This window comes from Vibrio atypicus, assembly GCF_009811315.1.
In the GTDB taxonomy this organism is placed as follows: Bacteria; Pseudomonadota; Gammaproteobacteria; order Enterobacterales; family Vibrionaceae; genus Vibrio; species Vibrio atypicus.
In genome coordinates this window covers 130,246-142,640 of sequence record NZ_BLID01000007.1, presented here as the reverse complement: position 1 = coordinate 142,640, position 12,395 = coordinate 130,246, and the positions used below count along the sequence as shown (strand labels likewise).

The following is a 12,395-nucleotide window of genomic DNA, read 5'->3' as shown; positions in this document are numbered from 1 at the left end:
GAAAATGCCAGAAATTAAGCAGCTATTTGAAAATAACTCAAAGTGGTCTGAGTCTATTAAAGCTGAACGACCAGAGTACTTTACTAAATTGGAAGATGGACAAAATCCAGGCTTTCTATGGATAGGTTGTTCAGATAGCCGTGTGCCTGCTGAACGACTTACAGGCCTCTACTCTGGCGAGCTATTTGTTCACAGAAATGTCGCCAACCAAGTGATTCATACCGATCTCAACTGCCTATCTGTCGTTCAATACGCTGTTGATGTACTCAAGGTAAAACACATTATTGTATGTGGTCACTATGGGTGTGGTGGTGTAAATGCCGCTATCGATAACCCGCAACTTGGACTGATCAACAACTGGCTATTACATATCCGCGATCTGTACTTTAAACATCGCAAGTACCTTGATGACATGCCTGTCGCTGATAGAGCGGACAAATTAGGGGAAATAAACGTAGCTGAGCAAGTTTACAACTTAGGTAACTCTACCATTATGCAAAACGCGTGGGAGCGTGGCCAAGATGTTGAGATTCACGGCGTTGTCTACGGAATCGGAGATGGGAAATTAGAGTATTTAGGCGTGCGCTCTAGCTCTCGTGAGTCGGTCGAAACTTCCTATCAAAAAGCGATGGAGTCGATCCTCAATCCAGATCATAAGCTGCTGTGTCGATAATTACACGCTAGGAAAGTAAAACGCCCGCTATTTAAGCGGGCGTTTTTTATATCAACTCTAGAGCTGAACTACTCTTGAGGTACTACTTTACCAATATATGGTAGGTGACGGTATTTTTGAGCATAGTCGATACCAACACCGACAACGAATTCATCTGGAATCTCAAAACCAATCCACTCAACAGGCACATCTACTTCGCGGCGAGAAGGCTTATCAAGTAAAGTACAAATGCGAACAGATTTAGGATCTCGAAGGCTCAAGATCTCTTTCACTTTGTTTAACGTATTCCCGGTGTCGATAATATCTTCGACTAAAAGCACATCTTTACCTTTGATGTCATCATCAAGATCTTTGAGAATACGAACATCACGCGAGCTTTCCATGGTATTGCCATAGCTAGAAGCGGTCATAAAGTCCACTTGGTGAGTCAGTTCAATGCTACGAGCTAAATCTGCCATAAAGACAAAAGAGCCACGCAGTAGGCCGACTAGAACCAAATCTTCACTACCTTCATAGTGAGCAGTAATTTGTTTACCAAGTTCACGTACACGCTCCTGAACCTCTTGCTCAGAAATCATTACTTCTACTGTATGTTTCATACCAATCTCATTTATCACGTTGTCTACTATTTAGTCCAACTAAATACTAGCTGATGTTTTCGAGCGCGTAGTTTAACACTGCTGCAGCGCAATGAAACAGTCTCATGCATCAGAAAACAAACATCAACAACGCAAACCATATGATACGTAGCACGGATATTAACAATTATGGTTATAAAGTGTACTGAAAACGTTGACCTATTTTATATGCACCATTACACTCATTATGCTTTAAGCAAATAATAAAATACTAAATAGGGCAAAGCCCACTACAACTCAAATGGCAAGGAAATTGATATGGACTCTATAGCTAAAAGGCCGCGCACGCGTCTTTCTCCGCAAAAGAGAAAACAACAACTTATGGAAATCTCACTGGAAGTGTTCGCACGCCGCGGTATCGGTCGTGGTGGTCATGCAGACATTGCTGAAATCGCTCAGGTTTCAGTCGCGACGGTTTTTAACTACTTCCCAACTCGTGAAGACCTCGTTGATGACGTACTCAACTACGTCGTACGCCAATTCTCTAACTTTCTATCTGATAACATCGACTTAGACTTACACGCAAAAGACAATTTACAGAACCTAACATCTGCAATGGTAGACTTGGTAGTGAATGATTGTCACTGGCTTAAAGTGTGGTTTGAGTGGAGTGCATCAACACGTGATGAAGTGTGGCCGCTGTTTGTCACCACAAATCGCACTAACCAATTGCTGGTTCAAAATATGTTCATTAAAGCGATTGAGCGTGGTGAAGTGTGCGATCAACACGACCCAGCTGATCTTGCGACGCTGTTCCACGGAATTTGTTACTCTCTGTTTGTACAGGCAAACCGTGTACAAAATCCTGAAGCACTGAACAAACTAACACAAAGTTACTTAGATATGCTGTGTATTTATAACCGCGACCACTAATCGCAGTTATCGATGAGAAAAAGCTGATACTTAGGTGTCAGCTTTTTTTATAGCATTACTAAAATTTGTCACACAAACAAAAAAGCCGCTGAACAGATTCAGCGGCTTTCTATTATCTATTTAGAAGCGATTACTTCTTCTTTTTCGCTTTAGGGTTTGGAAGGTCAGTGATTGAACCTTCAAACACTTCCGCCGCTAGACCAACAGACTCGTGTAGAGTTGGGTGAGCGTGGATAGTTAGAGCGATATCTTCAGCATCACAACCCATCTCGATAGCAAGACCGATTTCACCTAGTAGTTCACCACCGTTTGTACCAACGATAGCACCACCAATTACGCGGTGAGTCTCTTTATCAAAGATCAGCTTAGTCATACCGTCTGAACAGTCAGATGCGATTGCACGACCTGAAGCAGCCCATGGGAATGTTGCTGTTTCGTAGTTAATGCCTTCTGCTTTCGCTTCTTTCTCTGTTTTACCAACCCATGCCACTTCTGGCTCAGTGTAAGCGATTGATGGGATAACTTTAGGGTCGAAGTAATGCTTCTTGCCAGAAATAACTTCAGCTGCTACGTGACCTTCATGCACACCTTTGTGCGCAAGCATTGGTTGACCAACAACGTCACCGATAGCAAAGATATGAGGTACGTTTGTACGCATCTGCTTATCAACATTGATGAAACCGCGCTCGTCTACTTCAAGACCCGCTTTCTCTGCATCAATTAGCTGACCGTTTGGTACACGGCCAATGGCAACAAGAACAGCATCGTAACGCTCAGCTTCTGCTGGCGCTTTTTTGCCTTCCATTGAAACGTAGATACCGTCTTCTTTAGCTTCAACCGCTGTCACTTTCGTTTCTAGCATTAGGTTGAACTTGTTCTTCACACGTTTAGTGTAAACTTTAACGATATCTTTATCCGCAGCAGGGATAACTTGGTCGAACATTTCAACCACGTCTACTTTAGAACCAAGAGATTGGTAAACCGTACCCATTTCTAGACCGATGATACCACCGCCCATGATAAGTAGTTTTCCAGGAACTTCTTTAAGTTCTAGTGCATCCGTTGAATCCCAAATACGTGGGTCTTCATGCGGGATAAATGGTAGCTTGATAGGGCGAGAACCCGCCGCGATGATAGCGTTATCGAAATTAACTGTTGTTGACTCGCCTTCACCTTCTACAAGGATAGAGTTAGGACCAGTAAATTTACCGTAACCGTTTACCACGTTAACTTTACGCATCTTAGCCATACCGCCAAGACCGCCAGTCAGTTGGTTTACAACTTTCTCTTTCCAGATACGAATCTTGTTGATGTCTGTTTGCGGCTCACCGAATACAACGCCGTGATCAGCCATTGCTTTCGCTTCTTCGATTACTTTAGATACGTGAAGTAGCGCTTTTGATGGGATACAACCCACGTTCAGACATACACCACCTAGGGTGCTGTAGCGCTCGATAAGTACAGTTTCAAGACCTAAGTCTGCACAACGGAATGCAGCTGAGTAACCAGCAGGACCAGAACCAAGTACAACAACTTGGGCTTTAATTTCTTTGCTCATTGTGACCTCTTGTAGTCATTATCCCTAACAGGCTGAGTGGGTATTGATTTATTTGTTCAAGTCGATTTGTTTTAAACAGTTATTTTTCAGACCGCCAACAGTTTACAGAGATGTTAATGGAGTGAAAAGTAAATCAATTTAGCCTGTGAGCTAGACAACAATTCAATTGAGAAAACCCTATTTATACTAAGGTCTCGCATCAAATTGTTTGGTAATTATTCGTAATAGAGGCGGCTCACTTGCCGCCTCTCTGTCATCTAGTTTCGATTAAAGAACAAGACGACGAATGTCTGATAGCGCACCATTTAGGAACGTAATGAAACGTGCACCTTCAGCACCATCAATCACACGGTGGTCGTATGATAGAGATAGTGGAAGTTGTAGACGTGGTTCGAACTCTTTACCGTTCCACACTGGCTTCATTTCAGACTTAGATACACCTAGGATACCCACTTCTGGAGCGTTTACGATTGGTGTAAATGCAGTACCGCCGATGCCACCAAGGCTAGAGATTGTGAAACAACCACCTTGCATGTCAGCTGCAGTTAGCTTGCCAGCACGTGCTTTCTTCGACACAGCCATTAGCTCTTCAGACAGCTCGTAGATACCTTTCTTGTTCACATCTTTAAATACTGGAACAACAAGGCCGTTTGGCGTATCTACTGCGATACCTACGTTTACGTACTTCTTAAGAATGATGCTTTCGCCATCTTCAGAAAGAGAAGAGTTAAACGCTGGGAATGCTTCTAGTGCTTTCGCTACTGCTTTCATGATGAACACAAGTGGCGTGATCTTCATACCAGTGTCTTTCTTCGCTTCGATTGCATTCTGTTCTTTACGGAATGCTTCTAGCTCTGTGATGTCAGCATTATCCCACTGTGTAACGTGAGGGATCATTACCCAGTTACGGTGTAGGTTAGCACCAGAGATCTTCTTGATCTTAGAAAGCTTCTGAACTTCAGTTTCACCGAACTTGCTGAAATCAACTTTTGGCCAAGGTAGTAGACCAAGCGCAGAGCCGTCACCGCCTTTGCCAGATGCCGCAGCACCAGACTCAAGACGCTTAAGTGCATCTTTAACGTAAGCTTGAACGTCTTCTTTCAGGATACGGCTCTTACGACCAGTACCTTTAACCTTAGAAAGGTTAACGCCAAATTCACGAGCTAGACGACGAACAACTGGAGATGCGTGTGCGTAGTCACCGTTCTCTTGGAAGTCGTTAGCTGCAGGAGCTTCAGCTTTTACTGCTGGAGCAGATGCTGCCACAGGAGCTGGAGTTGCAGCTGGTGCTGCTACAGGTGCCGCTGCTTGAGCAGGAGCTGAACCTGCCACTTCAAATACCATGATTAGAGAGCCAGTCGTTACTGAACCGCCTTCAGTAATCTTGATCTCTTTAACGGTACCTGCGAATGGTGCTGGTACTTCCATAGAAGCTTTGTCGCCTTCTACAGTGATCAGAGATTGCTCTTCTTCTACTGTATCGCCAACTTTAACCATGATCTCAGTAACTTCTACTTCGTCACCGCCGATATCTGGAACGTTTACTTCTTTTTCAGCTGATGCTGCTGGCGCCGCTGCAACTGGTGCTGCCGCCGCAGGAGCCGGAGCTGCTGCAGGTGCTGAACCAGCAACTTCGAATACCATCACTAGAGAACCAGTTGTTACTGAATCACCTTCAGCAATCTTGATCTCTTTAACCGTACCTGCAAATGGTGCTGGTACTTCCATAGAAGCTTTGTCGCCTTCTACAGTTAGAAGTGATTGCTCTTCTTCTACTGCATCGCCAACTTTAACCATGATCTCAGTAACTTCTACTTCGTCGCCACCGATATCAGGAACGTGAACTTCTTTTAGTTCTGCTGCCGCTGCTGCTGGAGCTGGAGCTGGAGCCGCTTCCGCCACAGGAGCAGGTGCAGCTTCAGCTGCACCCTCGGCTTCGAAAATCATGATAAGAGAACCAGTTGTTACTGAATCGCCTTCAGCTACTTTGATTTCTTTAACGATACCTGATTGAGACGCTGGAACTTCCATAGAAGCTTTGTCGCCTTCAACAGTGATCAGAGACTGTTCTTCTTCAACCTTGTCGCCAACGCTTACAAGAATCTCAGTAACTTCAACCTCATCCGCACCAATGTCAGGTACATTAATTTCGATTGCCATTGCTTATTTACCTTCTAGTTAAGCGCTGTATTAAGCGTATTGTGGGTTTGTTTTTTCAGTGTCGATGTTGAACTTAGCAATTGCTTCAGCAACAACAGACTTCTCAACATCACCACGTTTCGCTAGTTCAGTTAGTGCAGCGACCACAACGTAGCCCGCGTTAACTTCAAAGTGACGACGTAGGTTCTCACGACTGTCTGAACGACCAAAGCCATCTGTACCCAGTACTTTGTATGATTCAGTAGGCATGAATGCACGCACTTGCTCAGCGTAGTTCTTCATGTAGTCAGTCGCAGCGATTGCTGGCTCACTGCCAAGAACTGTTGTGATGTACGGTACTTTCGCTTCCGCTTCTGGGTGAAGCATGTTGTAGCGCTCTGCATCTTGGCCATCACGAGTTAGCTCGTTGAAAGACGTTACAGAGAATACATCAGACGCTACGCCGTACTCTTCACTTAGGATAGTCGCTGCTTTACGCACTTCGTTCATGATAGTACCAGAACTCATTAGCTGAACTTTACCCTTAGCACCTTCGTGAGACTCAAGCTTGTAGATACCTTTACGGATGCCTTCTTCAGCACCTTCTGGCATTGCTGGCATTGCGTAGTTTTCATTCATTACTGTTAGGTAGTAGTAAATGTTTTCTTGCTCAGGACCGTACATACGACGGATACCATCTTGCATGATTACTGCTAGCTCGTAAGCGAATGTTGGATCGTAAGAGATACAGTTAGGGATAGTGTTCGCTTGAATGTGCGAGTGGCCATCTTCGTGCTGTAGACCTTCACCGTTCAGTGTTGTACGACCAGCTGTAGCACCTAATAGGAAGCCACGAGCTTGTTGGTCACCTGCTAGCCATGCCATATCACCAATACGTTGGAAACCGAACATTGAGTAGTAGATGTAGAACGGGATCATTGGCAGATCGTTTGTGCTGTAAGACGTAGCAGCAGCAACCCAAGATGCCATTGAGCCTAGTTCATTGATACCTTCTTGAAGAACTTGGCCTGATGTTGCTTCTTTGTAGTAAGAAACGATGCCTTTATCTTCAGGTGTGTATTCTTGACCGTGTGGGTTGTAGATACCAACTTGACGGAACAGACCTTCCATACCGAACGTACGAGCTTCATCACAGATGATAGGAACGATGTTCTTACCAATGTTCTTGTCTTTCAGTAGGATGTTTAGCGTACGTACGTAAGCCATAGTCGTTGAAATTTCACGCTTCTGTGCACCTAGTAGAGGAGCAAACTCTTCTAGCTCTGGTACTTTGAATTCTTGAGTGAATTTTGGCAGACGCGCTGGCGTGTAACCTTGTAGGGCTTTACGACGAGCATGTAGGTATTCGTATTCAGCAGAACCTTCTTCCAGTTTCAGGTAAGGAAGCTCAGACACTTTCTCATCAGAAAGGATGTCTTGTAGGCCTAGACGGTCACGTAGGTATTGTACGTGAGTCATGTCCATCTTCTTAACACCGTGCGCGATGTTCTTACCTTCAGCAGCTTCACCCATACCGTAACCTTTAACTGTCTTAGCTAGGATTACTGTTGGCTTGCCGCCTGTCTCTTTTGCATTGTTGAATGCAGCGAACAGTTTAGAAGAATCGTGACCACCACGCTTCAGTTCGAAGATTTGGTCGTCAGTCATGTCTGCAACTAGTGCAGCTGTTTCTGGGTACTTACCAAAGAAGTGCTCACGTACGTATGCGCCATCTTTAGATTTGAATGTCTGGTAGTCACCATCGATAGTTTCGTTCATTAGTTGAAGAAGCTTACCAGTAGTGTCTTTAGCTAGTAGAGAATCCCAGTTGCTACCCCAGATAACTTTAACAACGTTCCAACCTGCACCTTTAAATAGGCCTTCAAGTTCTTGGATGATGCTACCGTTACCCATTACAGGGCCGTCTAGACGCTGTAGGTTACAGTTGATTAGGAAACATAGGTTGTCTAGCTTCTCACGCGCAGCGAAAGAGATAGCACCACGTGATTCTGGCTCATCCATCTCACCGTCGCCTAGGAAAGCGTATACACGTTGAGCAGAAGTATCTTTCAGACCACGACCTTCTAGGTACTTAAGGAAACGCGCTTGGTAGATCGCAGAGATTGGGCCAAGACCCATAGATACTGTCGGGAACTGCCAGAATTCAGGCATCAGTTTAGGGTGCGGGTATGATGGGATACCTTTGCCGTCTACTTCTTGACGGAAGTTATCTAGCTGCTCTTCAGTTAGACGACCTTCAACGAATGCACGAGAGTAGATACCTGGTGAGATGTGACCTTGGTAATAAACTAGATCGCCACCGTCCGTCTCATTTGGAGCGCGGAAGAAGTGGTTGAAACATACTTCGTAGAATGCAGCCGCTGACTGGTAAGAAGCCATGTGACCACCAAGGTCGAGGTCTTTCTTAGATGCACGCAATACGATCATGATTGCGTTCCAGCGAATGATTGAGCGAATACGGCGTTCAAGAGTCGTGTCACCTGGGTAAGCTGGCTCTTGTGCTGCTGGAATCGTGTTAATGTAGTTTGTGTTGATACCTGTTGGCATATCAACGCCGTCTAGACGTGCTTTTTCTAGAACTGTTTCTAGTAGAAACTGTGCACGTTCTACACCTTCTTCACGAACAACTGATTCAAGGGCTTGTAGCCAATCTTGAGTTTCCAGTGCGTCTACGTCATGCTTCATGTCAGACATGGCGATCTATCCTTCTATTGGTTGGATCTAGTTATTTAAAGTAACCGTTTCTTGTTTTAAGAATCGTTACCTTGCTGAATTCGACGTAAAGAACGTTTTCTACGCGACTCTTCACGAGTCAAATCCAACAATGTCTCTTCGATATAAGCTAAATGAGAATGTGACATTTCACGCGCCTTCTCAGGCTGACCAGAAACAATCGCATCCACAATATTAGCTCGATGTTTACTTACTTTATCGACCACTTCATCGCGGCGATGCAAGAGCTTTAAATTCTGTAAGACATTTTGCTCAAGCAAAGGCGCTAAACTTCGAACAATGTGAAGAAGTACCACGTTGTGAGCGGCTTCGGTTAAAGCGATCAAGAACTGCATTACTGCAGCGGCTTCTGCTTCCACATTTTTCTTAGTTTGCTCTTCGCTGATGTTTTTCAAGCAAGCTTGAATACGAGCAAAGTCTTCATCGGTACCACGAACGGCTGCAAAATAAGCTGAAATACCTTCCATCGCATGACGCGTTTCTAGTAAATCGAGCTGAGTTTCAGAGTGGCTAGACAATAAATTTAGCAGAGGATCTGAAAAACTTGTCCAGATATTCTCACTAACAAATGTACCACCGCCCTGACGACGAGTAAGAAGACGTTTAGCCTCTAAGCGTTGAATCGCTTCACGGATTGAAGGACGAGACACATCGAACTGTTTAGCCAGCTCCCGCTCAGGTGGCAGTTGTTGCCCCGGAGACAGTGTTCCTTCCACAATCAACCTTTCTAACTCTTGTTCAATAACATCTGAGAGTTTTGGCTGACGAATCCTTTGATAAGCCATAGTTATTTTTCTTCTTACTCTTTGCAGTCAATTGGTATTACCAATTTTTTATTGGCGAGAAAATTAACATAATTAAAACGCAAGTTCCAGTCAAAAATTGACCCAAATCATAGAACGAGTCACGCTTCAACACTTTGTTAACAAGAACAGATTAAAACGGCAATCAAATTGGTCAGACCAATTACAAAATATAAACAGATGGGGATGAAGCGTGCTAGGTATCACACTTTAATTGGTCAGTTTTAAAGAAATATGAAAGGTTGTTAGTGGATACGTTGAAAAGTGCGAGGGGATAGATGGTTTACAAGAGTAATAAAATGGGACGACTGTCACCTCAAAAGTGAGAGACAAATGAATTGACGATCTCTAAAAACCTGTAGAAAGCTTTAGAGATCCCCTACTCTTTTCTTCATCAGTCTATGAAATGACTGATTTTAGGTATGAGATATTTTAAAGACTACCTAGCCTCAATATGATCAATCATCAGCTGTAGAGACTGATTGCCACGGAACTCGTTAATGTCTAGTTTATAAGCTAACCGAACGGTCTTTACAGACGCATCAGGCCAGCGGCGTAGGTCGACATTAAAGGCTATCCCATCAATCATAATATTGGTTGGATGCCCTTTATGTAGTGGCTCTAGCATCAACTTCAAATGCTTTTCTCCCACCAGCTTTTGGTGCAAGACCTTAAACTCGCCATCAAACAATGGCTCAGGGAAAGTCTGTCCCCAAGGGCCACCAGCGCGCAGCATCTCTGCGACATGCATAGAGAACTCTTCTGGAGCCAGCTCTCCATCAGAAAGTATCACACCTTTAAGCGCAGCTTCATCCAGCTCTTGCTTAACGGTGTCATCAAACAGTTTGGAGAATCGATCAAAATCTTTCTCCATGATAGTCAAACCCGCAGCCATTGCATGACCACCAAACTTGATGATCAAGCCTGGGTTTTGAGTATCAATTCGATCTAGTGCATCACGCATATGCAAGCCGGGAATAGAACGGCAGGAGCCTTTGATACTCCCTTCACCGCCATCAGCAAAGGCAATCACCGGTCGATGGAATTTGTCTTTGATGCGTGAAGCTAAAATACCAATCACACCTTGGTGCCAATCACGTTGGAACAACACTAAACCATGAGGTAAGGCACTGTTTTCACCAAATTGAAGACGCTCACAAAATGCCATTGCCTCTTGCTTCATCCCCTCTTCGATCTCTTTGCGTGTTTGATTTAGCCCATCGAGTTCACTCGCCATGCGTCGAGCTGCATGAATGTTATTACTCATCAGCAGCTCAACACCAAACGACATATCATCAAGGCGACCAGCAGCGTTAATTCGTGGACCTAAGGCAAAACCAAAATCGGCAGCCACCAAACGGCGAGCATCTCGTTTCGCAATTTCAATTAACGCTTGAATGCCCGGGCGCGCTTTACCAGCTCGAATACGTTGTAAACCTTGGTGGACCAAAATACGATTGTTTTCATCCAGCGGTACCACATCAGCAACGGTACCCAACGCAACCAAATCGATAAGCTCCATCAATTTCGGCTCTGCCATACCTTGCTCGGCAAACCAACCCAACTTACGCATGTGAACACACAATGCCATCATCAGATAAAACGCGACCCCAACCCCCGCCAATGCTTTCGATGGGAACGCACACTCTTGTAAGTTAGGATTAACCATTGCATCAACAATCGGTAGCTCATGGCCCGGTAAGTGATGGTCAGTCACCAAAACCTGCAGACCTTGCTCTTTGGCGTAACGGACTCCTTCGATTGAAGAGACCCCATTATCTACCGTCATGATCACTTCTGCGCCAATCTCAATAGCTTGGTCAACGACCTCTGGACTAAGGCCATAGCCATCTTCGAATCGATTCGGAACCAAGTAATCCACGTTGTTGGAGCCCAGCATACGCAGAGCAAGTACCGACAACGCTGAACTGGTTGCGCCATCAGCATCGAAATCTCCAACCACGATGATACGTTTCTGCTGAGTAATGGCAGCAAACAGCAATTCAACTGCCGCCTCAATACCATGAAGTTTTTGATATGAGTGCAACGCGCGAGCCGCCGTTTCTAGCTGCTGAGGCGATGTAATCCCTCGGCTAATGTACAGACGTCTTAAAAGAGGCGCGATGCTATCCGGAAGTAGAGTTAAGTCGACTTCCGGGCGACGTTGAATTTCTATCATAAAAATCTGGGTTCGTTATTGAGTTTGCTGAAGACGCTGCAACAGTTTTTCTGGCGGCAGGTAACCACCTACCATTTCACCGTTAGGCAAGAAAATCGCAGGCGTACCGCTGATGCCCAACTCTCGGCCTAGGTTGTAATGATCTTTGATGATCTGCTGATACTTAGCAAAGTCTTTGCCTTTCTCTGGGAATTGACGGTTAACCTTACCATCATGCATCGCTGATTGAGGATTTTCAGCTCCCCAAATTGCCGCCATTTGATCCGCAACAGAACCAGAATTTCCTTGGCGAGGATACGCCATGTAGCGAACAGTAATACCTAAATCATTATAGCCATTCATCTGATTATGAAGGCGTACACAGTAACCACAGGTAATATCAGTAAAGACGGTGACGACGTATTTTTCATCATCAGCCTTAAACTCAATCATGCTGTCTTTAAATGACTCGATTTTTGCTGCATTAATTGGAGCCTGACGTTTAGCCAACACATCTTCATACTGGCCATTACCATCGAGCTTGTACAAAGTACCTGCTAAGAAATAGTCACCGGTTGGGGAAGCGAATAATACGCCGCCGCTAGTTTGGACTTCGACAAGACCTTCAATATCAGCAGGTACCACTTTGGTTACTTCTAAACCCAACTGAGCGAATCGCTTTTGCAGCTGTGCTTGATCAAATTTAACTTCAGTTGCCGATACCGTTTGTGCGGCTAGCAATAATGGCAACGTAAGTAGAGTCATTCGGCGTAATACGCTCATTCAGTTCACCTTAAAT

General features: G+C 44.7%; 9 protein-coding genes. 2 read left to right on the top strand and 7 right to left on the bottom strand.

Features of this window, described 5'->3' with window-relative positions; genetic code table 11:
• Window positions 1-4 precede the first annotated feature (4 nt).
• Window positions 5-673 (top strand): carbonate dehydratase, encoded by a 669-nt coding sequence (can, locus tag GVO60_RS15585; RefSeq protein WP_159655632.1) that lies wholly within the window; start codon window positions 5-7, stop codon window positions 671-673.
• A gap of 68 nt (window positions 674-741) precedes the next feature.
• Here can and hpt read toward each other — a convergent pair whose 3' ends face one another.
• On the bottom strand, window positions 742-1,272 hold the full coding sequence (gene hpt / locus GVO60_RS15580; protein ID WP_159655630.1) for a hypoxanthine phosphoribosyltransferase: 531 nt from the start codon (window positions 1,270-1,272) through the stop codon (window positions 742-744).
• A gap of 297 nt (window positions 1,273-1,569) precedes the next feature.
• On the opposite strand from hpt, the gene GVO60_RS15575 reads away from it, so the two are divergent.
• Window positions 1,570-2,184, top strand: a complete 615-nt coding sequence (locus GVO60_RS15575; RefSeq protein WP_159655628.1) for a LuxR/HapR/OpaR family quorum-sensing transcriptional regulator — start codon at window positions 1,570-1,572, stop codon at window positions 2,182-2,184.
• 130 nt (window positions 2,185-2,314) lie between these two features.
• On the opposite strand, the gene lpdA is transcribed toward GVO60_RS15575, so the two are convergent.
• The 6 genes from lpdA to GVO60_RS15545 all read right to left on the bottom strand — a co-directional run bounded on the left by lpdA (window position 2,315) and on the right by GVO60_RS15545 (window position 12,379).
• Entirely contained in the window at window positions 2,315-3,742 is a 1,428-nt protein-coding gene (gene lpdA, locus GVO60_RS15570) for a dihydrolipoyl dehydrogenase (RefSeq protein WP_159655626.1), read from the bottom strand.
• A 267-nt stretch (window positions 3,743-4,009) separates the two neighbouring features.
• A complete protein-coding gene (gene aceF, locus GVO60_RS15565) occupies window positions 4,010-5,902 on the bottom strand; it encodes a pyruvate dehydrogenase complex dihydrolipoyllysine-residue acetyltransferase (RefSeq protein ID WP_159655624.1) in 1,893 nt (630 codons plus the stop codon).
• Window positions 5,903-5,932: 30 nt separating this feature from the next.
• Window positions 5,933-8,596, bottom strand: coding sequence for a pyruvate dehydrogenase (acetyl-transferring), homodimeric type (gene aceE, locus GVO60_RS15560; RefSeq protein ID WP_159655622.1), 2,664 nt, complete (start codon window positions 8,594-8,596; stop codon window positions 5,933-5,935).
• Between the two features lie 56 nt (window positions 8,597-8,652).
• Window positions 8,653-9,420: a pyruvate dehydrogenase complex transcriptional repressor PdhR gene (gene pdhR, locus GVO60_RS15555; RefSeq protein WP_159655620.1), complete on the bottom strand. Its 768-nt coding sequence runs from the start codon at window positions 9,418-9,420 to the stop codon at window positions 8,653-8,655.
• Between the two features lie 457 nt (window positions 9,421-9,877).
• Entirely contained in the window at window positions 9,878-11,617 is a 1,740-nt protein-coding gene (gene recJ / locus GVO60_RS15550; protein ID WP_159655618.1) for a single-stranded-DNA-specific exonuclease RecJ, read from the bottom strand.
• A gap of 15 nt (window positions 11,618-11,632) precedes the next feature.
• Complete coding sequence (locus GVO60_RS15545; RefSeq protein ID WP_159655616.1) at window positions 11,633-12,379, bottom strand: thioredoxin fold domain-containing protein; 747 nt, start codon at window positions 12,377-12,379, stop codon at window positions 11,633-11,635.
• Window positions 12,380-12,395 lie beyond the last annotated feature (16 nt).

Bases quoted from the DNA above. Each gene is read 5' to 3' on its own strand.
- hpt (WP_159655630.1), bottom strand. From the start codon at position 1,272: ATGAAACATACAGTAGAAGTAATGATTTCTGAGCAAGAGGTTCAGGAG.
- pdhR (WP_159655620.1), bottom strand. From the start codon at position 9,420: ATGGCTTATCAAAGGATTCGTCAGCCAAAACTCTCAGATGTTATTGAA.
- aceE (WP_159655622.1), bottom strand. From the start codon at position 8,596: ATGTCTGACATGAAGCATGACGTAGACGCACTGGAAACTCAAGATTGG.
- lpdA (WP_159655626.1), bottom strand. From the start codon at position 3,742: ATGAGCAAAGAAATTAAAGCCCAAGTTGTTGTACTTGGTTCTGGTCCT.
- aceF (WP_159655624.1), bottom strand. From the start codon at position 5,902: ATGGCAATCGAAATTAATGTACCTGACATTGGTGCGGATGAGGTTGAA.
- GVO60_RS15545 (WP_159655616.1), bottom strand. From the start codon at position 12,379: ATGAGCGTATTACGCCGAATGACTCTACTTACGTTGCCATTATTGCTA.
- GVO60_RS15575 (WP_159655628.1), top strand. From the start codon at position 1,570: ATGGACTCTATAGCTAAAAGGCCGCGCACGCGTCTTTCTCCGCAAAAG.
- recJ (WP_159655618.1), bottom strand. From the start codon at position 11,617: ATGATAGAAATTCAACGTCGCCCGGAAGTCGACTTAACTCTACTTCCG.
- can (WP_159655632.1), top strand. From the start codon at position 5: ATGCCAGAAATTAAGCAGCTATTTGAAAATAACTCAAAGTGGTCTGAG.